Origin of the sequence: Pedobacter heparinus (genome assembly GCF_032678725.1) — a bacterium.
Classification (GTDB): Bacteria; Bacteroidota; Bacteroidia; order Sphingobacteriales; family Sphingobacteriaceae; genus Pedobacter; species Pedobacter heparinus_A.
Genome location: NZ_JAVTSC010000001.1, coordinates 537,996 through 564,587, shown reverse-complemented (window position 1 = coordinate 564,587; position 26,592 = coordinate 537,996). Strand labels below are relative to the sequence as shown.

15 protein-coding genes are annotated in these 26,592 nt (G+C 41.6%); 2 read left to right on the top strand and 13 right to left on the bottom strand.

Annotated features, from left to right (window positions below):
* Positions 1 to 30: 30 nt before the first annotated feature.
* From R2Q85_RS02235 to R2Q85_RS02220, 4 genes are all read right to left on the bottom strand, one after another.
* Positions 31 to 1,692: a RagB/SusD family nutrient uptake outer membrane protein gene (locus R2Q85_RS02235; protein ID WP_316810110.1), complete on the bottom strand. Its 1,662-nt coding sequence runs from the start codon at positions 1,690 to 1,692 to the stop codon at positions 31 to 33.
* Between the two features lie 10 nt (positions 1,693 to 1,702).
* Positions 1,703 to 4,753, bottom strand: coding sequence for a TonB-dependent receptor (locus tag R2Q85_RS02230; RefSeq protein ID WP_316810109.1), 3,051 nt, complete (start codon positions 4,751 to 4,753; stop codon positions 1,703 to 1,705).
* Positions 4,754 to 5,215: 462 nt separating this feature from the next.
* Positions 5,216 to 6,865, bottom strand: coding sequence for a glycoside hydrolase family 28 protein (locus R2Q85_RS02225; protein ID WP_316810108.1), 1,650 nt, complete (start codon positions 6,863 to 6,865; stop codon positions 5,216 to 5,218).
* A gap of 119 nt (positions 6,866 to 6,984) precedes the next feature.
* A complete protein-coding gene (locus R2Q85_RS02220; RefSeq protein WP_316810107.1) occupies positions 6,985 to 8,982 on the bottom strand; it encodes a sensor histidine kinase in 1,998 nt (665 codons plus the stop codon).
* Positions 8,983 to 9,101: 119 nt separating this feature from the next.
* On the opposite strand from R2Q85_RS02220, the gene R2Q85_RS02215 reads away from it, so the two are divergent.
* On the top strand, positions 9,102 to 9,689 hold the full coding sequence (locus R2Q85_RS02215) for a DUF4142 domain-containing protein (RefSeq protein WP_316810106.1): 588 nt from the start codon (positions 9,102 to 9,104) through the stop codon (positions 9,687 to 9,689).
* A gap of 9 nt (positions 9,690 to 9,698) precedes the next feature.
* Here R2Q85_RS02215 and R2Q85_RS02210 read toward each other — a convergent pair whose 3' ends face one another.
* The gene (locus tag R2Q85_RS02210; protein WP_316810105.1) at positions 9,699 to 10,463 is read right to left on the bottom strand and encodes a Ku protein; all 765 of its coding nucleotides are present in this window, start codon (positions 10,461 to 10,463) and stop codon (positions 9,699 to 9,701) included.
* A gap of 132 nt (positions 10,464 to 10,595) precedes the next feature.
* Here R2Q85_RS02210 and R2Q85_RS02205 point away from each other — a divergent pair, with 132 nt between their 5' ends.
* Positions 10,596 to 11,294 carry an ElyC/SanA/YdcF family protein gene (locus tag R2Q85_RS02205; RefSeq protein WP_316810104.1) on the top strand — a complete coding sequence of 233 codons (699 nt, stop codon included), beginning with the start codon at positions 10,596 to 10,598 and terminating at the stop codon, positions 11,292 to 11,294.
* A 34-nt stretch (positions 11,295 to 11,328) separates the two neighbouring features.
* On the opposite strand, the gene R2Q85_RS02200 is transcribed toward R2Q85_RS02205, so the two are convergent.
* From R2Q85_RS02200 to R2Q85_RS02165, 8 genes are all read right to left on the bottom strand, one after another.
* Entirely contained in the window at positions 11,329 to 12,885 is a 1,557-nt protein-coding gene (locus R2Q85_RS02200) for a glycoside hydrolase family 28 protein (protein ID WP_316810103.1), read from the bottom strand.
* Between the two features lie 39 nt (positions 12,886 to 12,924).
* On the bottom strand, positions 12,925 to 14,634 hold the full coding sequence (locus R2Q85_RS02195) for a RagB/SusD family nutrient uptake outer membrane protein (protein ID WP_316810102.1): 1,710 nt from the start codon (positions 14,632 to 14,634) through the stop codon (positions 12,925 to 12,927).
* Positions 14,635 to 14,650: 16 nt separating this feature from the next.
* Positions 14,651 to 17,779, bottom strand: a complete 3,129-nt coding sequence (locus R2Q85_RS02190) for a TonB-dependent receptor (RefSeq protein ID WP_316810101.1) — start codon at positions 17,777 to 17,779, stop codon at positions 14,651 to 14,653.
* 96 nt (positions 17,780 to 17,875) lie between these two features.
* Positions 17,876 to 20,125 carry a glycosyl hydrolase family 95 catalytic domain-containing protein gene (locus R2Q85_RS02185; RefSeq protein ID WP_316810100.1) on the bottom strand — a complete coding sequence of 750 codons (2,250 nt, stop codon included), beginning with the start codon at positions 20,123 to 20,125 and terminating at the stop codon, positions 17,876 to 17,878.
* Positions 20,126 to 20,135: 10 nt separating this feature from the next.
* Complete coding sequence (locus tag R2Q85_RS02180) at positions 20,136 to 22,298, bottom strand: alpha-galactosidase (protein WP_316810099.1); 2,163 nt, start codon at positions 22,296 to 22,298, stop codon at positions 20,136 to 20,138.
* Positions 22,299 to 22,330: 32 nt separating this feature from the next.
* Positions 22,331 to 24,391, bottom strand: coding sequence for a hypothetical protein (locus tag R2Q85_RS02175; RefSeq protein ID WP_316810098.1), 2,061 nt, complete (start codon positions 24,389 to 24,391; stop codon positions 22,331 to 22,333).
* A gap of 198 nt (positions 24,392 to 24,589) precedes the next feature.
* On the bottom strand, positions 24,590 to 25,369 hold the full coding sequence (locus tag R2Q85_RS02170) for a phytanoyl-CoA dioxygenase family protein (protein ID WP_316810097.1): 780 nt from the start codon (positions 25,367 to 25,369) through the stop codon (positions 24,590 to 24,592).
* Positions 25,370 to 26,545, bottom strand: coding sequence for a sialidase family protein (locus R2Q85_RS02165; RefSeq protein WP_316810096.1), 1,176 nt, complete (start codon positions 26,543 to 26,545; stop codon positions 25,370 to 25,372).
* Positions 26,546 to 26,592 lie beyond the last annotated feature (47 nt).

Below are 26,592 nucleotides of genomic sequence, written 5' to 3'. Positions count from 1 at the left end.
TGATTATTTTTTAAAGTATGAAATGATAATTTAGTATCCCGGATTTTGGGCATAGTCATCGTCATTGAGCAATATCGCTGCAGCAGGTATTGGTCGCAGTACTTTAAATTGCCCGTTAGTGCCCAGAAAAGGATTGATACCGATATCGAACCACTTTGTTTTGATGTCGCGGTTATACAATTTGGTACGCGACATGAGTGTGCCTGTTCTCTTCAAATCAAGCCAGCGATGATATTCTCCTACGAGCTCACGTGCCCGTTCATCCAGGATAAAACTCAGGTTAACATTTCCTGCCGATATAGCCATCGCAGCCTCCCGGCCTGGTTTGGCTGCCCTTCTTCTTACCTCACCAATCCTTGCAGCTGCTGTACCTGGGTTATTGGATTTGAAATAGGCTTCAGCAGCAATGAGATAGGTTTCTCCCAAACGTGCCAGGATCAGATCTCTGGAACTGGTGGCCACATCATACAATGCTGTCGGGTCATCAAATTTTTTAACAGCAGGAGAAGTAAAGCTTCCTGAAGCATTTTTACCTGGCTCCCATGCCGCACCATAAGGTATGATTTGTGTGGCAGTTCTATGTACGGGATCGGCTGCACGCCATTGCGCATCTGTCTGGGTGTCCCATTTAGGCTTGTAATAGTAAGCGATATTCAAATTTGCCCGGTTTGCTTTTTGATCATAATAATCGAGATAGCGTTGATACAAATAAACCATAAAGGTTGCTTCAAAACGCGAATCATCAGCAGTATAGCAATCATAAACATACAATGATGGTACTAAAGAAAAATAACGCAGCGGTGCTCCGCTACTAGGTAATGATCCCATATAAGGTCCAAAATAATAAGCTTGCTTGTTGCCACCGGCAAGTCCGCCATTGGTTAAAGAACTCTTATCGTATTGTACGGAAAACAAAACCTCAGGATTTTTTTCATTTCCAGGATAAAAGAGATCTTCAAAAGAGGTGGTTAATGTTTGACCCGCAATGGCTGCATCTGCCAGAGTTGCCGCAGTTGTAAAGTCCTGAGGGGTACCGAATGTGTCATATCCCCTTGTCAAATAAACTTTGGCCAGGAAATGTCTGACTGCTCTTTTGGTAACCCGTCCAAAATCCCCTGTTGTTTCAGGCACTGCTGCCAGCGCTTCGTTCATTTCTTTTAGCACAAAAGCATACACTTCCTCTGCAGTATTTCTTTTAAATCCAATAATAGGTTTATCGGTACGATCTGTAACAATGGCCACACCTCCAAAATTCTGGACCATCAGAAAGTAATAAAATGCCCTGATAAACTGCAGCTCCCCTTTTCTTAGTGGAAGATTGGCAGTTACAGCTGTTTTATCATTAAAATATAAACCTGTATTGCAAGCCTGGATAGCCCTGTACAAAGAAGTATAATAAGCAGAAACGTTTCCGTCATCAGCATTTAAGGTTCTATATTCACTTAAGCCAATAGGCAGTACATCTGCGGCCTCGAGGTACATATCTGTACCAACTTCATACATAAAAGGCTCAGCGTAGATGTTACGCAGGGATGCATAAGCACTGTTTACTAGTTTTTCATAGCCATCGGCAGTTTTAAAGAAATCTTCTGCCACCACATTGGACCTGTTTTCCTCTTTAAGAAAATCTTTCTTACATCCTGTCGTTGCGCACAACAGGAAGAACAAACAAAATATATTAATCTTTTTCATGTCCCTTCAATTAAAATTTCAAGTTTATACCAAACTGATAGGTAATAGATGCAACTCCGGTATCATTTAATGCTGCGTTCACATCGCCATCGGTTTCCGGGTCAAAGCCCTTGTATTTAGTGAAAACAAACGGATCTAACACATTTGCATAAACCCGGAGACTTTTGATCCTGGCTTTTTGCAGTAAACCTGCCGGAAACGTATAGCCCAGCGTGATGTGCTGTATCTTCACAAAAGAATTCGGTGTAATGTGCATTAAGCCCCTCCAATATGGCCCCGCATTATTGGGTTGAGGATAATAATTAGAGGCTTTACCCGCGTTTACATTATTGGGAGGCATGTAATAATCTCCATTTATAAAAACATAATTGGTAAGGCCGTCATACCTTAAAAAGTCGGCGTAGACACGACTAGACATCAGCATACCCTGCCTGGCATAAATTGATGCCGATAAATCAATATTCTTATAGGTAAAGTGAGTAGAAAACCCTCCGGTCCATTTTGGGTCTATCTGGCCCAATATGGTACGGTCTTCCGGATTACTGATCTTGTTGTCATTGTTCAGATCTTTTACTTTCGACTGTCCTGGAGTCTGGCTGTAGATCAATGCCTGTGCCTTTTCACTTTCCTGCCATACCCCATCTAAAACATAGTTATAAAAAACGTTGACAGGTTTACCGATGAACCAGCTGTTGGCCGGTAAATCAACGCGTTTCCCTAATAATTCTTCAATTGCGTTTTTATTGCGGGCAAAAGTAAAGGAGGTTGACCAGGTAAAATCTTTTGAGGCAACGTTCTGCGTTCTTAATGCTAATTCTATCCCTTTGTTACTTACAGAACCCACATTGTCTTTGATACTGGACCATCCGGATTCAACAGGGATGTTTCTTTCCATCAGCACACCTTTGGAAAGCTTGTCATAAACATCTACAGTACCCGATACCCTGCCTTTAAACAGTCCGAAATCCAGTCCCAGGTTATATTCACGTGTCCGCTCCCAGGTCAGGGCACCATTGGCAAGCCTGTTGGTCATATAACCTGAAGCTGGTGTACCGCCGAAATCATAAAGTGCCGGGTTTGACAGCAGCGCCTGGGTTTCATAAGGGTTAATGTTATTGTTGTTACCGGCTTCACCGGCACTAAACCTGAGTTTTGCTTCTGATACAAATTTTACTTTTTTTAAGAAGTCTTCCTGAGAAATTACCCAGGCAACAGAGGCAGAAGGGAATGATGCCCATTGACGACCTGCAGCCAGTTTAGATGCCCCATCCCAGCGGTTGACAACCGAAGCCAGGTATTTGTCTTTATAAGCATAATTTAACCTGGCAACGTAAGAGATCAGTGAAACTTTCGCATAAGAACTGCCGGTATTGGTACGGTTTAGTGTAGAGCCCATATTGTACCATCCCGACTCAAAAGGCAGATCAGCTACCGAAGCTGAACTACTTTCCAACTCATCATTTTGAATACTATATAAACCTGTAAAAGAAAAATTATGTTCTTTGATCGTCTTATTTACCGTAACCATGTTGTCCATAATGTAAGCAAATGTTTGCCGGTTGGTTACCTGGGCAGACGAGAGGTTCCCATTTCTTTCCTGTGTTTGCGGACCTGAAAAAAGACCATTCCTGCTGGAGTTTACCCTGGGCGAAAAGGTTGACCGGATGTCAATCCATTTGAGCGGTGAAAACTGCAGGAAAATATTTCCCAGGGCAAAATTAGTTTTGGTGTTATTTTGAGAATTCGCCAGTTCCAATATCGGATTTACAAACGTGCCATACCCGGTATAGCTTTTTGCCACAGGATCCCAGATCTGCCCTGGCTGAAAGGCCAGGCTACCATCTTTGATATCATAAGGCGCATAGAAATCCAGTTGTCGGAAGGCATTGTTAATGGCCACATTACTTCCGCGTTCTAAATCAGACCTGGTAAAATTAATGTTCATACCTGCACGCCATTTTTCGCTGATCGTAGTTTCTACACTAGCTTTGAAATTGTATCTTTTTAAGGCTTCATTAACCAGATTCCCTTTTTCATTCTGATAACCAGCGCCAATGATGTATTGGATATTGTTGTCGCCTGATGTTCCCGATGCAGTAAGCCAATGGTTCTGCTGATTACCCGTTTTCAATACAATATCACGCCAGTTGGTATAATCTTTCTCATTTATCCTTCGGAGGATCTCAGCATTTCCCCTGGCCGGAGAATTGGCATCATATGGCGTATTGTTGATCATTCCATTGGTAATAAAGCTGTTCTGTAACAATTCCCATTGCTGGTCGCCATTCATGAAATCGGGCATCCTGGCTACCTGCCTGCTGCCATAATAACTGTCTAAGGAAATGGTTGGTGCCCCCTTGGCACTTCCGGCCAGTTTGGTCGTAACCAGAATTACGCCATTTGACCCTCTTGATCCATAGATTGCTGTAGATGCAGCATCTTTCAGCACATCTATTTTAGTGATGTCCTGCGGATTTAAATAGTTAATGTCATCTACGATTACCCCATCTACGACAAATAAAGGCTGCCCGCCAGCCAATGAATTCTGGCCCCTGATCTGGGTGCTGAAGCTGGAAGATCCGGCCCTGCCGGATGTACTCTTGATGTCTACACCTGCTATCTGCCCTTGTAAAGCTTTCATCGGGCTTACCGTACCCCGCTCTGCTACAGCTTTTCCTTCTACACTGCCTACTGCTGTTGTTAATGAAGCTTTCTTTTGTGTACCATAGCCCACTACAACTACTTCGGTTAGTGATTTATCTTCAACACTAAGTTTAACTTGAATGGTAGTCTGGTTATTTACTGCAATTTCGCTGGCTACATACCCGATGTAGGAGAATACCAATGTGGCATTTCCAGGAACTTTAATGGAATACCTTCCTTTTGAATCGGTTGATGTACCAATGGAACTGCCTTTTAACTTAACGCCTACTCCGGGCAAAGATTCGCCATTAGTGGCATCAGTAACCAGACCGGTCACAACAACTTCTTTAGTCTGGCCATTTACCTTATTACCAGCAAGCAGTTGAATAGTTATGATAAAGATAACTAATACAATCATCCTGAGGCTAATAATCCTTTTTTTTGTAAAAAAATTCATAGTTTTATTTCGTTTTAATGGATGGTATGATCTTCGTATAACCGAAGACAGAATTTAAAACAGTACAGTGAATCGCGATGCCTGTCGCGACAAACTACCTATGAAATCATTTCACACCGGTGAAACGATTTCATAGGTTTTTTTAAGGGTAGTTGGGTTTATCTGACATTTTATTTGGTTTGGTTTTGGTTTGGTTTGATCTTTCAATTAACTATTGTTAAATTACATTAAGTAATTCTGATTAGCAGCGAGAGCAAAAATTGAAGCATTAAATCCCTTATCCGTTTTGATACAATAAAATTGTATTTTTTTTTGTTGTGTTAAGTGTGAATATTAATTGATTTTATATACTTTCTTAACATTATTGTATAAGTTATCCCATTAAAACTGATGTATTATAATAAATAAGTAAAGAATGCTACTTTATTTAGCTGAAGCGGGCAATCTGTTTCCGCTTTCAAACAGTTCATTTTTATTTATAGGTTTTAAACTCAATTTTTTAGCCTGGCTAAATTCATTGCTCATCAGCGTGACCTGTGTTGTTCCTTCATCAAATTGAAAAACTGCACCGGTATCCTTAGGTGCCCTGCAATTGTAAATATAAGCCCCTTTAACTTCCTTTAACCAGATAGCAGCCGATTTTGAGCGAAGCGATTGCCTGCCGTTAAACCCTGAAATTTCCAGGCCCCTGATGTACCAGCAACGAATGGCACTTCCCCATTCTTCCTTTTCTTCTTTAGCCCAGGTAAACTGAACATTTCTTAGTTTAAGGTCTTCAACGTAGCGGCACATGATATCAAACGGTGCTACCTGGTGCCCCCAAACGGTAAAAGGATAAGGAGGATCCTGATGAAAATCGGTTTCCCGGCCAGGACCGACAAAAATCCTGACATTATCCAGCGTTAAGCCACTGATGTATTTTTCCTTTGCGCCACTGATAAAAATACCGCCATATCCATTGGCAATGACATTAACAATGCTAATGTTTCTCACGGCACCAAATGCACCATCTTTTCGCCTTGGATGTGTCCACATATAAATAACCTGTCCTCCGTTCTTTAAACCAGAGGTTTCCAGGGTGATATTGCTTACGATCACTCCATCGATCACTCCCCCATCACGCATCCATAAACCGAATCCACAACCCGAGTCACGGATGGCACAATTGGAAAAAACAATATTTCTAAACTCACCATTTGATTCAGAACCAATCTTTAAGGCAGTCTCGGAGGATTGAAGAATGCAGTTTGTGACCACCACATCCCGGCAAAATTTATTCCCTCCCTCCCGGTCGGTAATCTTCAAAACAATACAATCGTCGCCGCATTGTAAATGACAGTCGGATATACGGACTTTTGAACAGCCATCAGGATTTATCCCATCTGTATTTGGTCCGTCTTTTTCGTAAACGCCATTCAGAATAGTTATTCCCGTTATAGTAACACCTTCACAATCGATCGGATGTATAGACCACCTGGGGCTGTTTATGATCGTAACCCCTTCGAGCAGCAGGTTATCACATCTTAAAAACTGCATCATCCATTCTGGTCTTCTCATCCGTCGGTTTATTTCATCCTCCGACAGTGCCTGTTTCAGCAGTTCAGCCCAAAAAGATTCTCCATTGCCATTAATCGTCCCCCTACCTGTAATGCTTATATTTTTTGCATCCTGGGCATAAAGCAAACATTTAAACCGGTATTCTTTTAAATCACCACTGGCAAAAACTGTGGTACCAGCCGACAGGTAGAGATTTACATTGGTTTTTAATTCAAGGGTACCTGTTAAAAAATTACCCTGGGGAAAAAATACAGTGCCACCTCCATTTTTAGTGCATTGATCAATTGCAGACTGAATCGCCCTGGTATTTAAAAAAACGCCATCTCCTTTGGCGCCAAAATCTTTAACGTTAAAAACCGGCAAGATGCTTTCAGCGTTTGTATGGAATACTTGAACAGATTTGGTGGTTCCATGTACCGGATTGGCAGACAACATGGCTAAGCCGCCTGTCGCTGCTGCAAATCCACCAATAAAATCCCTTCTGGAACGTTTACTATTTCTGTTCTTTTCATCCATGATCTAAAATGTTTCGAAATGTTAAAATCAAATTTAATGGTAATGAACAGCCTCAATAATTGATAATCTATTCAATATCTATACTTTTTTAACATTTGCCTGTAAACGGCCCGGATGAACTAGCTACTGGCAGGAAGCCGAAAAGAAAATGATACCTGTTCGGAGTTCAGGTGAACGGTGAGTTCTCCCCCGTTTTGCTGAATGTATTCCCGGCACAAATGCAAGCCCAGGCCCACACCTTTCTCATTAGCGGTACCATAAGCGGGGTTATGTATCTTATCTGCATGAAAGGTGTCCAGATGAACAGCAGCTGATCCGGAGACCGGATTGGTAATACATACCTGGATATATTGAGCCTCTTTTTTTAAGGTAATGGTAATGGTATTTTGTAAAGGTGTAAACTTAATTGCATTGTCTATCAAATTGCGCATGATGAGCTGCACCTGGTTTTCATCCGCAAAAACTTCCATGCCCTGCTCAGCAATCAGCACTGCCCTGATTGATTTTCGTTCAATAAGTGGCTGGTAAACCAATAACAGATCGTCTGTCAATTGCTTTAAATTAAAGTTTAACGGAAAAGCTGTTACCCCCTCCATCTGGCTCTTTGCCCAATAAAGAAGGTTATTTAAAGTATTATGAATGGTATCAATGCTTTTCCTGCTTTCATTGAGCAACATTTTAAGGTCCTCGAAGGTCAGCAGGTTCATATCTTTGAGCGAGAAAATACTCAAAAGGCTATTAAAAGGACTGCGCAAATCGTGCGCAATGATAGAGAACAGTTTATTTTTTACGGCATTTGTTTCCTCGAGGGTTGCTATGGTCTCGTTGAGCGTTGAAGTACGTTCTTTTAACATTTTAACACTGTTGTTGAGCTTTAAGGTTCTGCCCTGAACTAGTTTCTCGAGTCTTTCTTTTTGAGTCGTAATCAGCCGGATATTCTGTTTCCTGATGGTATTGAACCTATCACCCAGTGCAAAAGACAACAACAAGAGTTCAAAAGTGGTGCCTGCAGGAACAATGTAAAATGTATAATCATGATAAACAAAAACCCCTGACAAAGTTAGGGTAATGAATAAAATAGGAATGCATACAAAAGCCCAGGCCAATATATAATATAAGGCGGCTTTATGCCCCCTGTGATAAGACAGGAAACCATTAATCCATAAGAAAAGACTGGACAACATCAACAGGTAGTTTACTATTCCGGATATCGTACTTTTATAGCCTAAGCCACTGATAACCAAAATTACGAGCCAGCAGAAGATCAGAACATTATAAATTCTGATCACACCAGGCATCCTCTTTTTCAGCTCTAAAAAATTGATAGAAAACAAAGCCGAAGCCAGACAGGATATGCTTAAGAAAACATGTGGATAAAGATTGATAAAGGCCCGAAAATCCGCACCGAAAACATATCCATAGCCCCTGATGTAAAATACCAGGTAAATGAACAATGAGCCTACATAAATGCTGTAAATAAAATAAATATGATCTTTAAAACTCAGGTAAAGGAAAAGATTGAAAAAGAACAAAATGATCAGTGCCCCAATATACATGGCCTCAAAACGTGTTTTAACTGCAGCACTTGCAATTAAAGTTTCGGCTGTAACCAGTTTAACAGGAAGCAGCAGGATATTATTTGTTTTTACGCGGATATAAACCGTCTGGACGCCCGCCTGAGAACCGCCGCCCCCAAGATCAAAAACATAATTATTGGAAGCCACTACCCTTTTTGTTTTTGCAGCCAAACTACCGGTATGTAAATACAGCTGATTTCCGTCCGGAAAAGCAGCATGTAACTCAATAGATTCAACATTGGGAACATCTATTACCAAAAAGGCCTTCCCATCACTTTTATTGATGTAATTGAACTTCATCCAAAAAGCAGACTGACGATTTCCAAAAGCAAGAATATCCGCATTTGATTTTAAAAAATCCCCTTCTTTATCTGATTTCTTAACCTCATCAAGGCTTAGACTAGCCGTTTTATCCTCCAGATAGCTAAGAGATCTGCCAATATTATGATAGGGCGATCTGTCATCCAGCTCTATCAATGGTTGAGCAAGGCCCCTGCTTAACGAAACCAGGGAAACCAGTAAAATTAAAGAGTAGCGCATAAATTTGGTTAATGTCCAAAGTTAATATTAAGCAGGCTAATTCAAGCATGTGTGAAAATTTACTTTAAACATTTTTCGCCATGGATTGTAGTTAATATACCTAACCATTAATACTTTACATGATGAAAGCTAAAAACTTACTGACGATCGGCTTAATTGGCTTTTCTGTGTTGCAAGCCTGTCAAAATGCAGATAATAAAACCAGGGAAATGCAATCAGAAGTGATTGACTCTACAATGGAAGCACATTCCATTACAGATACAACAGCCTTAAACCGGGGGGCAGATATGTCCATGTTCGTCAATGAAGCTGCCATTGGCGGAATGAAAGAAATGGAACTTGGAAAAATAGCCATGGAAAAATCGGCCAATCCAAAGATTAAAGATTTTGCAAAGAAAATGGTAAAAGACCATACCAAAATTGCACAAAAATTAAAAACCCTTGCTGAGGGGAAAAAAATGGTTTTACCCACTGCCCTCTCTCAGGCAGATCTGGATCATTTCGCTGAAATGAAAAATATGTCTGCAAATGAATTTGACAAGCACTACATGGGCATGATGGTAAAAGATGATGTCAAAACATTAGACCTGTTTAAATCTGCAGCAACTTCCGGTGATACGCCCCTGCAAAACTTTGCCATCAGCACCCTGCGTACTATAGAAGCTCACTATAAAATGGCAACCAGTTTAAACGATAAGCTTAAATAAATAAGGGGGTTAGGCTCTTTTACTTAAACTTTCCATCAACTGTTCATACAAATCATCACTTGCTGCTTTTTTAGTTTTGATTTTCTTAACGGTAGCCCTTTTCCCCTGTGCTTTTGATTTGATGATCTTTAACAGTTCTTTACTGTAATCATTCTTAAATGCACTGATGTCAAACTTAGCGGTATATTGTTTGATCAACGCAAGACCTACCTGCAGTTCCTTTGGATTAATGGTAACTGCATCCTTCAGCAGCACCTCTTTCGTATCGCGTATTTCCTCCTGAAAACGAATCTTGGTGATCACTATGGTTCCATTAAGCGGATGAATAACACATAAGTTTTCGCTATTTCTTAATACAAACCTTGCTACTCCTGCTTTTTTTGATTTTTCTAAGGCTTTAAGTAACAAAGCATAGGCTTTTCTACCTTGATTTTCAGGTTGTGTATAATACGAGGTTTCGTAGTAAACCGGATTGATCTCTCCTATGTCTACAAAATTCTCAATTTCAATTACCTTGGTTTTTTCTGGTTTTACCTCTTCAAAATCGTGTTCATCAAGTACGATATACCGGTCTTTCAAAAAGTATCCTTTAACAATTTTATCATAGGGTACCTCTTTCTGGGTTTTCTCATTTACCCGTTTAAACTTGATATTGTTGTGGTCTCTTTCGTCCAGCATGTCCAGATCCAGCTGGCTGTTTTGAACTCCTGAAAATAGCTTTACCGGGATGTTAACCAAACCAAAGCCAATTGACCCTTTCCATATTGATCTCATCTGAATTATTTTTTGATACGGATACCTGTTGTCTGCTATAAACAATTAGCCGGGTAAAAGGTTCAAAAAATATTTTTATCAAACTGTAGCAAATGAGCTGCCGGTAACGTCTACCTATAAATAATGCAATGTATGGAGTCAAAAGAATTATTCAGAGAAATCGTTAAAGTTCCCCAAGGCCCTGATATGGATGCCGAACTGATTGCGGCACTAACCAGCTTGTGTTTTCAGGAAGAAAGCCTGGTGCCATCAGACCTGCTTTTTGTTTTTGGTTCAAATGTTCAGCACCGGGAAATTGCTGATATTATTAGTTATATGCTGAATATGGAACTTGTAAACCAGGTGTTAATTACTGGTGGTGTTGCCAATTACAAGAACTCTTTTTATAAAAAGGAGGCAGAATCCGAACAGATTAAGTCATTTATTCCGATGGAAAAGTATGGAGGTAAACAGATTTATACTGAAAATAAATCAAAGAATATTATAGAGAACATTGTGGAGGCCCGTAAGGTATTCTCTTTTAAAAATATCAGGAGCATGACATTTTTGTCACATTCTTATGCCTCTACAAGGGCCGTTTTATCCTTAAAAAGATTTTTTCCAGCTATTGCGCTGCATTGTATTCCGCTGCCACTTCCTACTGATCATTTAAAATACCCTATAAGTAAGCAGATGTGGTCCAAAACTGCCTATGGACGTGGTTTGATATGGGGGGAATACCTGAGGTTGAAGACCTATGGAGAAAGGGGTGATTTCCCTATAACCGAAATCCGAAATTCATTGGATCATATTCATGATTTATCATTGCAAAAGTCATTATATGTAGCATAACAGCTTCATCCGCTATTATGCTACATATCAGCTGCTAGTTGGCAGTACCCGAAATCTTATTATCATTAATGCTGATGTTTTTACTGCTTCCTTCAACGCGTACAAACTTTTTGGCGGTAACCTTGCCGGAAACGTTTTTAACAACTGCATGCTGAACATTTTCTAACCTGATGATGGATTCAGCACCAGTAGTTTCAGGAAGTTTCCAGTCTGACACTTCAATGTCTATCCCATCCTCACATACAAATGCTGGTCTTAAATCATTATGATCAAGATTGAATTTTACGTTTTTAAGCTTCAATCCTTTTACATGTCTGGCCCAAACACCATAAGCAGGTACACGCGGACCAAAAGTTTTCACTTCAGGATACTGATCAATAGCTTCAGGTACAGCCTGGCGGGCGTGTTCTGCCAAACCTCCACCTGCCAGACTGATCTCAATATTCTCCAATGTTAAACCAGTGATGTAATGACCTGGAACGCCGGTAATTAAGATCCCCGATGGCGGCATCAGTTGCGCATTTGCCGAAGCATTGGCCTTAACGTTCCTGATCACTACATTTTCAAATGTACCGGTAGGCTGTTTGGTGTCGCTTGTTTTGCGGAATACACTTAACCTGGAGCCCAGGCGGAATAACATGGGTGTTCTTACATCTTCCATGGTAATGTCCGAGATTTCTACATTACGCAAATGCGCACCATCCACCGTCAGCAATTTAATTCCTCCGTTCCGGGTTTCATAAATATGGCATTTAGAAATTTTGATGTTTTCGAATGCCGCCATTGATTCTGTACCCATTTTTATACCAGCCTGACTACTTTTCAAGCGTAAGCCAGTCACTTCAATATTTTTACAGGCCATTTTACTGGAGGTAGTTTTAAATACCAAAGCATCATCACCGCTCACTACATCACAGTTTTTAATCACGACTTCCTGACAGCCATCGATGCCAATGCCATCGTTATGTGCTACCCCAACACTCTGGATCTTTACATTTTCTATATGAAGATTTTTACTTTGAAAATAGTGCGATGTCCAGGCACCTGCGTATTTAAGTGTTACATCATTTACCTTCACCCCGTCACAGCGTACAATGCGGACCAGGAATGGTCTTAAACCCCAGCGTTGTCCTTCGGGCCGGGTATCAGTTAAAATGTGTTTTGCTTTTATGGCAGAGCCCTGCCCGTCAATTGTCCCTTCGCCTTCCAGTCCTATATTTTTAGCATCTACAGCAACCAGCAAAGCCCAGCCCACATCAATACCCAGTCCTTCAGTAAATGGGTCGAGATTTCTGTAGTCTTTCAAGTCAGTACTTCCCAGCAAAACCGCATTCTTTTCAAAATGTATGGTAATGTTATCTTTAAGTACAATGGTACCTGAAAGAAATTTCCCTTCGGGAAAGATCACTTTACCTCCGCCAGATTGGTAACAGGCATCAATGGCTTTTTGAATCGCCGTTGTGTTCAGGGTAATCCCATCACCTACGGCACCATATTTCAAAATGTTAAAATCAGCAGCTTTTACAAAATTTGTAAAAGCTGCAAGCAGAAATAAACCAAGCAGTAATTTCAATTTAATCGTTCGGATCATTATTTTTTTATAATATAATTTACATTTTTTTATGGACCATTAAAACCAGCCTGTATTTTGAGGATATTTAGGACCGGTAGTAACCCCATCGATTTGTTTTTGCGGTATCGGCCTTAAAACATGGAAAGGCTTAATGTTGGCCGCTGCCTCAGGATTATAATTTTTAGTTTTTACGCGATCAATCAGTTTGTTGGTCCGCACCAGATCCCACCATCTTACGTTTTCACCGCAAAGCTCTCTTGTACGTTCATCCAGTATAAAATCAAGCGAAGGAATGGCAGTCACATTCATTACCGCCGGGTTTGCATTGGGATAGGCACCCCTTCTTCTTACGATGTTGATGTTATCAAGGGCATCTGTTATCGTAGCTCCACCCATAAAAGCAGCCTCTGCAGCAATTAAATAGGTTTCGGCCAGGCGGTATACAATTACCGGTCTGATAGATGGATAATTTAAATCAGCGCGCTTGGTATCGTTATATTTTTTCATGTAAGGTGATAAGGTAATGTCATATTTACGCGGAGGGATCAGTAAATATCTGGTAGCCGCAATTTTTGCATCGCTGACGTCAAAACCAGGCATAAATATCGCCGTATCGCCAACGGTGAATTTAACCTGGCCAACGGCAGCATTAGCTGGAGCTCCCGGTGGTATTGGTGCTTCCCATTTAGGAAGAGAAGAGGCATTGTTACTGATCCAGGTAGTTAAAAAGGTTTTGTTGTAACGGGTGTCATTTACCCTTTCCTGGAAAGCCACATTGCTTAGCCATGCAGTAGGCACGCAACGGATATATGGACGGCCATAAGTTACAGAACGCTGCATACCAGGGCGCAGTTCGTACTGCGGCACCCACATATGATTCAATACATTATCAGCACCGCCACTGTTATTTGGGCCGTTATAAGCTAAGTTAGAGGTATGCTGAACATTCCAGATCACCTCATTGCTGTTTTCATTTCCTTCTGCAAACACATCACCAAAATCCTGCAGCAATGATAATCCGCTGGTCGTAATAACGGTTTTGGCCATATTGTAAGCATCTACATAATCATTTGCTTTTTTTGCCGGAGAACCTGCCCTGGTTAAATATACTTTAGCCAGCAAATGTTGTGCAGCTGCTTTTGTAGCTACCCCGGGTAGTGCTCCTGATGATTTTGGATTGGCATAAAAACTTGGGGTAGCAATGGCATCCTGTAGGTCTTTCACAATAAAATCGTAAACTTCTGCCATTGGCGTACGTGTTGCCGACGTGACAGGTGTGCTCTGGAAAGTCTTATTTAAAGTAACATCACCCCAAAACTGTACCAGGATAAAATAATAATTGGCCCGAAGGAATTTAGTTTCGGCCACAATCCTGCTTTTAAGGTTATCATCCAATCCGGTAACCGCGGCAGAATTATCAATGATACCATTACAGGTATTGATGTTCATATAACAGTCTTTCCAGATGGCTTCAACAGTACCGTTAGCAGTATCATAATTGCTATTGTATTTGTTGATGTTGTTGTTCCCGTCCTTTCCGGTATAAAATTCATCTGTTCCGATTACTGTCATCGTAAAAAGGTTTTGATTTCCCCAGAAAGAACGGGTTCCTGCATAAGCGGCATCAAGTCCTTTTTGAAAACCCTGAGCAGTGGAAAAAAACTCAGGAGTTAAGTCAGAATGTGGTTCTTCCACCAATGTTTTTTTACAACCTGCGGCCAACGCTAAATATAAGCAGGCTGTAAAGTATATAACTATCTTTTTCATAATCTTAATCATTGAATTATAAACTCATATTTAAACCGAAAGTCATAGAATAGCTTGCCGGCGTATCTACACCTACAGAACTCCTGTTGTTACTTCCGCTGATCGCTTCGGGATCTATACCCTTATATATATTTCTATACTTGGAGAAAAGAATAAATGCGTCATTTACTGAAGCGTATACCCTCAATGACCTTCCCCCTATCTTAGCGGCGAGCGGTGCAGGTAAATTATAGCCCAGTGCCATGCTCCTGATTTTCACAAATGTACCATCAAAATAACCCAAGGTAGAATTGTTAGGAGTATTGGTTGATGCGGCATTCGGCTTAGGCCAATAGTTCTCGTGGTTTGTTGGTGTCCAGTAGTTTACATCAAGATTGTTGTAGTTTGCCTGAAAGGTATTCGCAAATCCGCTGTTGTGCACACTACTGATAATGGTACTTCCAAACCTTCCAAAAGTAACTACGGTAAAGTCAAGATTTTTATAGGCAAAACGATGGGTCATACCTCCAGACCATTTGGGCTGGCTCGATCCTATAAATATCCGGTCATCTGCTGTAATTTTACCATCACCATTTGTATCGGCCAGTCTGATGTTCCCGATTACAGAACCGGTGCCGGTAGTTAATGTTAACCCTAACCTTTTAGCCTCTGCAGTATCAGCAGGGGTATTTTGCCAGATACCGATCCTGTTGTAGTCGTAAATGGTTCCGATAGGCTGACCTACATACCTGTTATTGGTAATGTCATTAATTATTCCCTCCTGTAACTGCGTAATTTTACCCCTGTTGATGGAAATATTCAGATCGGTGCTCCAGCTGAATTTTTTCTTACCATCACCGTCAATGTTTACGGTACTCAGCTGGAATTCCAATCCCCTGTTTTCAGATTTACCAACATTTGTTAAAACCGCATTTGGAATACCCGAGGTGAAAGGAAGATTTTGCGGCAATAGTAGTTTGTCCGTATAAACCTGGTAAGCTTCTATCGAACCGGTAATCCTGTTCTTTAAAAAGCCAAAATCGACTGCGACGTTTGCCGTTGTTGTATTTTCCCAGGTCAATGCAGGATTTGGAACATTGGAAAGGTATAAACCTGTAGTTGTCTTATCACCAAAATTGTAATTGACTCCAGTAAGCGCACCAAGTGTCGCGTAGGCATCTATGGAAGTGTTACCTACCATTCCGTACGAGCCCCTGAGTTTCAGGTTTGAAATAGCGCCCGCACTTTTAATAAAATCTTCCTGGATCAGATTCCAGGCTACCGCAGCCGAAGGGAATACTTTATATTTACCTCCTGGTGCCAGGCGGGAAGAACCGTCTGAACGCATGGTAAGTGTTAACAAGTATTTATCCCTGAAACCGTAGTTAAGCCTACCCATATAAGATATCAGTGCCCATTTGCTATAATCTCCTGAGCCAACAAGGTTAGATCCCAATTGAGGGTTGTAATACCATACGTTATCTGCGATCAGGTTGTTGTTGTTAAAGGAATTTGACTGATTCTGAGCTTCCTGCAAAGAAAACAATCCTGTAAAATTTATTTTATGATGGTCAGCAATTACCTTATCGTAGGTCAGGACATTTTCCAGCGTATAATCCGTTCTGAAACCCGTACGGTTACTGGAAGTTGATAAACCACCCAGATTATTGGAAGTCGCACTGGCATAAAAATTTCCATAGACATCAGATTTGATCTCTGCACCTCCATTAAAGCGGTACTTTAATCCCGGAGCCAAAGTAGCTTCCAGAAATAAGGTAGTAAATGTTCCAAAACGTTTCCTGTTTTCTATTTTAGCACCATCCACAAAGTCACCTAATGGATTCCATACCTGGTTTGCACTGCCTGGTACAAAGCCCCATAATTTGCCTGTTTCATCATAAGGAGTAGCAAGCGGACTGGCACGTAGCACCTGGCCCATCGGGTTTGCCCCCTCACCTCTGGTATAGCTGAAATTGTTTATGCTGTTCAGTCCTACCCGGACATATTTACCCAATTGATGGTCTATGCTTATTTTAGCCGTAAAACGTTCAAAGGATTGGCCAGGATAAATTCCCGTTTCGTTATGATAACCTCCGGATAAAGCATATTGCGTTTTTTCCGATCCACCGGACACGCCAACCTGGTGGTTTGTAGTGATCCCATTTTTATAGATCAGATCCTGCCAGTCGGTACTTCTGCCCATTTTGATAGACTCAAGCTCCTGAGGAGCGAAAATACCATCAGTCATGATCTTGGGGTCATCTACCCCTGTGTACTTAGGGGCTCCGCTAACAAAATTCCCATTTACTACAGCCCATTTTTTCAGCATCTCAAATTGTTTACCATCCATTACATCGATCTTACCGAGATTTTTGGTCACTCCGGCATAACCACTATAAGTAACTACTGCTTCGCCAATTTTCCCGCGTTTTGTAGTCACCAGGATCACGCCGTTTGCACCTCTGGATCCATAAATAGCAGTGGATGAAGCATCTTTAAGCACCTCGACAGATACCACATCGTCAGGGTTCAGATCATTGATATTGCCATTATAAGGGATACCATCCACCACAAATAGCGGATCATTATTTGCGCCTAATGACCTGGCTCCCCTGATCCTGATTACAGGCGAAGCCCCTGGTTTACTGTTACCCCCGCTTTTTTGAATGTCAATACCACTACCCCTGCCCTGAAGGGCCTGAGATAGATTCGCAACCGGCACCTCCTTAAGCGCCTGTTCGCTGATGGAAACAATAGAACCGGTAATGTCAGATTTCTTCTGGGTTCCATATCCTACTACGATTACTTCGGATAAGGTTTTGTTTTCCGGAACAAGTATTACATTTATTGTCGATCTGTTTTGAACCGCAACCTCCTGGGTAATATACCCAATTGAGGAGAAAACCAATGTACCTGTACCATCAGGCAAGGTTAAACTGTAATTTCCGGTTGCATTGGTTGAGGTGGAGATGTTTGTCCCCTTCAACTTTACAATCACACTCGGCAGTGGACCTTCAGCATCAGAAACTTTTCCTGATACGGTTATTTTTTTTGTAGAATAATTTTCAGTGCTGATTGTGTTACCCCTCGAATAGGAGTCCACCACACAACAACACAATGAAAAAACTACAATACACCAACGAATAGTAGAAGTTCGATTAATCATGATTAATGGCTGTTTAGTTAATATTTGATTACCCTAAATTAACCAAACGGCCAGGCTCATTTATCTCTTACATTAGCATTGTAATCATTCAGTTTGTCATTTCAATCCCCAATAATTCTGTCCGTCTGATTTTACGGGTTCAAGTATAAAATCAGGTGTTTTTTGTCCGTTATACAATACCACTTCCTCCCCTGCTTTTAAATCCAGTCTAACCACGCCATCTTTCTGCTGGCTAATGCTAAACTCCGGTTTTCCCGCAGCTTTAATATCACCCTTCCAACCGGTTTTAATTAAACAAGGCGAACCAGCCAGGCTTTTCACTTTAATAAATTGGGTTACTCCGTTCTTGCGGCTGGCACTGATTAAAAAAGCCCCCTTTGCACGCAGGTCATTAAAAGATGCCTCCTGCCAGGCATCAGGTACCGCAGGAAATACACGGATAATTCCATTCCAGCTTTGTAAAAGCATCTCATTCATGGTAGTTACCGCCGAAAGTGGCGTTTCTATTACCGGACCAGCCTCCAGGTACATGGTATTTGGTTTAATACTGTACTTGCCTTTCATCATTTCATTCAGCAGCTGATGGGTTTTATTTCCGTTACCCATCATCGCATAAATAGAACCGGAACCGGTATATGAATAGCCCCTCCAGGCGGAATTATTGTTTTCCCATTGACTTAAGGATCGCTGGATCAAGTCCCGGTTTTCCTGTTGGTCCCAGTTCACTTCATATATCGGGTAAATCTGCAGCAGGTGCGAATAATGGCGGTGCGAGATAGAGAAATCTGCATCACGGCCAATCCGGTAACCTAACTTATCCTGCGGGTAAGGGGTAAGCGCGGCCAATACTTCCTTCCATCTGGCCTCAAGCGGGTCATTTAAAGCCAGTGTTTTGTTGATGTGCAATAAAGTATTTAAGCCCCATTTAAATACAGACAGGTCATAATTTGCATCGCGCGTAATGCCTTTAGGATATTCAGGAGAATAAGTATATGGAAGATGATATTTTCCATCACTTTCTTTATTGATGATGTTCAGGTAGTAATTAACTGCCCTGTTTAAGACCGGGTATAGGTTTTTAATGATCCGTTTATCCATGGTATTTTCATAAGCCTGGTAATATACATGCAACAGCCAGGTCAGGTTGCCCAGTTCCATTGATGCTGCACTGGCACTGGTGCTTTCATTTCCTTTTAGTACTTTGATGCCGGAGGTCATGGCATAAGGCCCCGACCTGCCCAATGCTGCCGAATTGTGTTGGTAAGGCTGGGGGGCATTTTTAGAAAGATTAACTATATTATCGTCGATCATTTTCACCAGCGGCCCCACCAGTTCCACATGATTGGAACTAAAAAAAGGATAATAGGTAAGCTGGATGTTTAAGTTCCACCAGTATTTTGGCCAGGGCGTTGTCTTATACCAAGGCCCCATGAGATCAATTGGATACGCCCCCACCCTGGTTGCTGAAGCCATTTTATACTGCTGAATCCACCAAAAACTTTCCAGCCTGGAATCGGGAACAGAAATAAAACTTTTCTGATAAAACTCAAGCCAATGTGCGCGGTGAGCAGCAGTAATTTCCTTAACAGACGGAGCTGTTACTGTAGTCATTAGCGTTACAGCTGTTTCTTTTGAATCGTCTTTTGGATAGGCATTTGCAATCGTAATTAGTAAGGTATTTGAATTTCCTGATTCAATTTCCTTCCATGAAGTGGTATAGCCCCCACCCACTCTTAAAGGCTGATGGCTATAACTGACCGATCCTTCTTTAAGTAACTTTTGCACCGGGTTGGCCGGATATTTTGAGGCACTGTCCCGTCCTAAAGAAAGATAGGGGCTTAAAGCAAGAGCTGGTTTCCAATGCCAGTTCACCAGTTTTTCATTGTTCGCTTTGGTTGTGTTTAAAATGATGAGGTCTTTTGTTGCTGCCACTAAAGCGCTGAGCCGGATTGTGCCCTTATCCGTTTCCAAAGTACCTGCCAGCTCTGCTTTAAGTAGGTCTAATCGCAGTTTGATGGTCTTTATCTTTCCTTTAATCTCCATTAAAAAACTGCCAATGGGCAACCTCGCACGGCCAATTGAAGGGTTTATACCTTCTACATGGTCAACTACATCGGTACGGCCCAGGTCAAAGCGCAGGGTATTGGCATCTTCACGGTACACCATTATACCCAGCAAACCATTCCCTAAAAATGCACCCTCTTCCCATTTGTCAGATAAAGAATTGAACACCAGGTCGTTCCGGGACATAAAGGTTTCCCAGTTTATTTTCTGCTGAATTTGTGCAGCGCCCTGCTGCTCAAATCCCAGCAGCAACAATAAAGCAATTACAATAGATCTGTTCATGGTTAAGTGCTTAATTTTGGGCAACAATTTCAAAAATTGAACTACTGAGGGGGCTGATTTTACCTGCCGAAAGATTTAATCCGATATTCATCAGGTAATCGCCGCTAAATACTTTTCCATCATCAGGAAAGGTCGATTTTGCATCCGGCAATAAATTTATTTCCTTAATCTGATAACGTTTTAATGGATCAAGACCTGCTAAAAGTACCTTCCCCATATATTCTTTACGTCTGAAATTAAGCAGGTAATTAAAAAGCACTGCTTTGTTTTTAGGTTCATCCACATACATTAACACTGCCCTGTTCTCCTCATACGGAGAAACTAAACGGTACAGGTCACCAAACCAGATGACCTCACTGATCTTTTTATAAGTTTTAACCGCCTGGTTACTGAATTTAATTTCCTGCTCGGTCAAATTTTTAACCCTGATATCATAACCCATTTTGCCCATCATGGCCACATCGGTACGGAACTTCAACGATTGTTTGCCCATAGAGGTTACGTGGCTGGAAACAGTTAAGGCCGGGAAGAAGTTAAGGTAACCCCACTGTATAAATACCCGCTCCAATCCATCGGTATTGTCACTTGGCCAGAACTCTGTGAAATATTTCAGGCCGCCGTAGTCAACCCTGCCACCACCGCCTGCGCACAGCATGATAGGCAGATGTGGATGTTTTTTTCTTAATCGCTCCAAAATAGCATACAAAGCCCTGTTGTAATCGATGAAAAGATTACCCTGGTTCTCTTTTAGTGCAGGCGAATAGGTATTGGTCAGCATGCGGTTACAATCCCATTTGATAAAGGCGATGCCCGGGTTTTCCGTTACCAGATCGTTCACCATATCATAAATAAAATCCTGCACCTTTGGATTGATCAAATCCAGCACCAACTGGTTGCGCGAGTAAGCCTCTGCTCTGTTTGGCAATTTCAATATCCAATCCGGATGTTTCTCGTACAATTCACTTTTAGGGCTAACCATTTCAGGTTCCAGCCAAATGCCAAATTGCAGGTTCTTTTTACTGGCCTCAGTAACCAGGTAACCAATGCCACTTGGCAGTTTCTTTCTATCCACCTGCCAATCACCCAGTGCAGTTTTATCACCATCACGTGGGTATTTATTGCCAAACCAGCCATCATCCAGTAAAAAGAGATCTACCCCCAGTTTATTTGCCCCTTCAAACAATTCAACTAGTACATCCTGGTTAAAATCCATATGTGTAGCTTCCCAATTGTTTAAAAGCGTTAACCTGGGTTTATTTCCATCCAATACGCCATAATTCCTGGCCCAGCGGTGCAGGTTTCTGCTGGCTTCGCCCTTACCTTTTTTGGTATAGGTAAATATAAAAGCAGGGGTTTCAAAAGTTTTACCCGGCTGTAATTTATACTCAGAAGCATAAGGGTTCATTCCGGCGATCATCCGCAGGCTATTTTGCTGATCAATCTCAAATGAGCATTGAAAATTACCCGACCAGGCCAATGTGCCGGCAATCAGTTCACCGCTGTTCTCCTCAGCAGGTTTATTTAAAGCCAGGTAAAAACAGGGCGAACGATACATTTGCGCACGTGTACCCAGTTTGCTGTCCAGCACTTTTATCCCCGTAGTCAACTGGCTTTCCTTCATCCTCATCTCTGTCATGTAATCCCCATCAAACTGGCTTAACCAATATTTTGAAGCGTCAAAATGCAGCATAGCAGAAGCATAATTGGTTAAAGTAACCGGCTTTTTCTCCTTGTGTTTTATTTCTGTCCATTCTTTGATAATATCCTCATTAAAATAAGCGGCAAAATGTAGTACCACTTCTACCAGGTATTGTGGATCTTTAAGTGTTATGGAAGTAGTAGCTACATTGTCATCTTCCTTTTCAGTTTTATGCGCAACATACTTTAAATCCAAGGAAGGATTGCCATCGCTATGCACCATACGGATCGCAGGCTCAAATAAATCACCCATACCAGCACCGATATAAGCCTCACGACGGGTAGATTTTAACAAAGCCTGGTCGCTGGTACTGATTAGTTTCTGTCCAAGATAACTCTGGTAAAGCTTTTGCCCGGATATGGTAAAAATGAGCGATGTATGCTTTGTTTCCACAATAATCTGCTTGTCTTGCTGTGCAATGGCACTCAAACCAATTGTAAAAAGTAAAAAAAAACAAGCTGTATATTTATTCATTTGTAAATGGATATTCATGATGGCTTTTTGTATTATAGTTTAATTACCTGCATAGCACCTTCTTTTACCTGATATTTATAATCTTTTCCATCCTTTTTAATGGTGATCAGCAATTTGTCTTTGCCTGCCCGCGCTACTTCCAGGTCAAATACATTTCCAAAAGAATGGATATTGCGCAAAGCCATATTGTTCCAGTCTTTTGGCATTCGTGGCGTACATTCAAAATCACGGAATCCTACAGGGCGCATGCCAAACAATCCTTCTGTAAATATGCGGCAATATAAACCACTTTCAGCCGAAAGATGTCTTTGATTACCTTCAGGATAAGCCTCTACCGGATAAGGAACATGATCTCCAAGCAACCTGCGCCGCGAATAATATTTAATAAAGTCCATTGCTTTTTCGGTTTCTCCAGCCTGCAATACGCCCCTTAAAGCATAAAGCGTTGACCTGTCCCAGAAAGTTTCTTTGCCCGCCTGTGTGGCCAGTCCGTCGGCAGTCCATAACCTGGGTGAAAACAAGGCATCAATAGTTCCCTGTTTCCTGTCAAATATCCCCATCGTTAAAGGCAGGCAAATCCAGGCCCTAAGCACATCATTCCCTTCATAATATTTATAGGTTTCAAAACCTTCCACATTGCCGCCAAAGTATTTTTCCATATTTATCCTTAGTGCATCGGCCTCCTTGCGGTAAGCTTCAGTCTGGCTTTTGGGCTTATTTAATGCATGTCCAAGCAATACTGCCGAACGCAAGGCATCATAATATAAGGTATTGGTAGAAAGATTGGCCTTTCCTGCCGGAAAACGTCCTTCCAGTTCATCTCTGTCTGAAGTAACCACTCCCTCAGCATTCATTTTACGTTTGCTGTATTCCAGGCACCACTCAATCAAAGGCCATAATTTACGTGCCGAATCAATATTTCCGGCGGCCAGTGCATATCTCGAAGCACCGTAAGCGATCATGGCCTGGTCCCCCCTGTCTCCGGCGCCTTTCCATACAGCGTCACCTTCGGCAACGATAGAACTTGGAATGGCTTTATAGTCGGGGTTCATGTATTTTGCAAACCAGGCATAAGCATTCATGGCCGAAAGGTGGCCAATCCTGTCGCCAGAAAAAGCAAAATAAGGATTAATGTATTCAGCCTGGTCATTTGCCCATATGGCCGCATAATAGGCCAGGCCACCCGGACCATGCATATAGCCACCCTTTGTTTTATAAATACTTTCAGTTGCCCTTAGTTTAGCAAATTCAAATGCGGTGTTTAAAACCTGATCAGGAGTTTCCAGTTTTAGAGGAGCCTGTATTTCATTAATCCTTGTCACTCTTTTTTGCTCCTCCGCGTCTGCATTAATTACAGGCAACTGATCAGGATGGTCTGTTGCCAAATAATAAACTGTAAAACTGACCGATTGACCAGGCTTAACTACAGTGTTCCCATCACCTACCGTGCCCATAATTACACTATGCTGCTGTACTTTGCTTCTGGAGGGATCTGTTTTCACTTCACGTTTCAGGTATTCCATGGCTATGGGAAGATCATTTGCTGTAACGTTTGTAAATACAAACTTTTCCATCGCCATAGGCTGGTCAACAGAAGGGAAAAAGCTCCTTTCTATGGTGGCCAATACCGGGGTACCTGTTTCAGCGCTTACACGCATAATGCCTTTATGATTGATCTTTTTAATGCTATAGCCTAAACTGCCTGACTTCCCACTTTTGGCTGTACTAAAATCAAGCAAACGTTTATTTACATAAAATCTAGGCAGTTCATTATCCTGAAATGAATAAGAGATGTGGGTTCTGGTTCCGTCAGGCAACATCCTGAAAGTTGGAAAAACAACTGTACGGCTGATTTTTGATCTTTTAATACTATCCAGTCCATATTCCACCCAGATGGCTACCTTCTCACCAGCCATCTCTATGTGGTCAGTATGTGGTACAGTGTTGTTGATGGCCCAGGTAATGCTACCATTGGGTTGTATGGCCCAGCGGTCTGTTTGCTTTGACAAAGCGGTTTTTTGTGCATATACAGAAGATGTGGTGATGCAAAAACCAACAATAATAAGCTTCGTTCTTGTAAAAAATTTATTCATGCTGTTTGGGTTCAAATTGGCTACTGCAATTTGAAGATTTTTTACAGCAAATCCGGCCATACTATTGGCCAGTTAGTAAACTATCTTAGCATGGCATGAGCAATGACCATTTCATGGCAATCATTTACCGGATCTGCATTTCCCCAGTTTGCATTAACTTTGTATTTGAAGTCATTATGGCCAATTATTAATTCCATATTACAGTTCCGCTTCAAAGGCTTCCACTTCTTTAAATTTTGTCTGCCCTTTAACCAACCTGCCCAAACGTGGTTTACGTTCGTTGTACACCTCAACTGCGTCGGCATCGGCATACCTCAAAAATAAGATTCGTCTGTCCCTGCTCTCCGACATGTTACCATCAGATTTATGAAGCATCCAGCAATTAAAGATCAGTGCATCACCCGCCTTCATCTCCATTGGAATGGCAAGGCTGTCATCTGCCTTTACAATAATCTCAGATTGACTTGCCTTTTGATTTTCGTCCTGGTACACCCTGATCTGCCCTTCTTTATGACTGCCTGGAATCAACCATAAGCAACCATTTCCCCTATCCGTATCGTCAAGCGCAGTCAGCGTTGTCAGCGCATTATAAGGCTCCAGCTCCCCATAGCCATTATCCTGATGCCAGCCAAAGGGCCTGGTATTTCCCTTCATTTTGAAAGTCAATTGTGAAGTTGCCCCTTTTATGTTTGGACCAATAATTTCTGAAGCAATCTCAACCAGTGGTCCCTCAAAATAATAATCCCTGACGGTTGCTGCCTGGTGATGGATATTAACCAGTAAAGAATTTTGCAGCCAGCTCTTATCTGGATCAAAAGATTCCTTTTCCCTGCTCCAGGCTTCCATACACTCCGTCTGCATTTGTTTTAATCCTTCCGGTTTTAAAATGCCCCTGATGATCAGGTAGCCATATTCACGATAAGCTACCAATTCTTCCTCAGTTAACTTCCTGAAATTAAATAAACGTGCTGCTTCCATTTAGTTTTTTATTAGATCTGAATAATTGACGGTTTTAAAGACAATACCTTCATAAGGCTTTTCATACCCCGCCTCAAAAAAACTCGCAATTGTGGTTTTATCTATAACCGCGATGTCAGAATAAGCCGATGGGCCGGCATGTAAAACTAAATTGTATTTCCAGGTTTTGCCATCATTCAGGCTCATCCTCAAGGTCATATTTGCTCTCAGTTTAGCATTTGCAGGATTGCTAAACAGCAAAGCAGGTTTATTCTTATTGTAGAAGTGGCTCAACAAGCTGCCCTGACAAATAGGTTCTATTAAAACTGTATCCTTTTCAACATTATTCCAGCTCAATCCGCCATCGCTGCTGGTACTGGTATGCCTGGTTTTAATGCTCCGGTCGGCATTTCTCATGTTCAGCATTAAACGGCCTTTAGAAATTTCGGCAACAGTAGTTTCATTCATTTTATCCTGAGGGGTATTGTTGCCAAGGTTCCAGCTTTTACCGTGATCATCTGAGTAGATGATGTGCGCAAAATTTTGATTAGTAGCTCTTTCAATATGGTTTATAGGGATCACCAATCGACCTGCATATTTTCCTTTGGTTATTTGCAGCCCGTGGCAAGGCCCGGTAGCATACCATGACCAGTCGGATTTCTTTACCTGGTCTGTAATTTCTACCGGTCCCGACCAGCTCCTGCCATCATTATCTGAATAAAGCTTGTATACATGCCTTCCTTTTTTTGCAGCATTGCTGATGATCTGTTTTTCATGATCTGTACCAAGATTCCAGGTAGACAATAACCAGATCCTACCGGTAACCTTGTCCTGTACAGGAACAGGATTGCCACAGGTATTGGTCGAATCACTCCATACCACCTGTAAACTGCTCCAGGTTTTGCCCCTGTCCGCCGATCTTTTGATCACCAGATCGATATCACCCGAATCGCCACAATTATTTCTTCTGGCTTCAGCAAAAGCCAGTAAACTACCATTCCCGGTATAAATCAAGGCAGGGATCCTAAAACAGGAGTAGCCATTTTCTCCAGCTTTGTAAATGAAATTCAGACTATCAAGACGGGGATTTCCCAATGTTAAAGAAGCTGCCGAAGAAATGTTCCTGCAAAATAAGATCAGCATCAGGAAACAAAACACTCCGCCAATCATTTTTGGATTTTTGATTGAGGTATACATACATAAAAATTATTTGGTTAGCGCAGTTCCTTAAGATCCGCATTGCA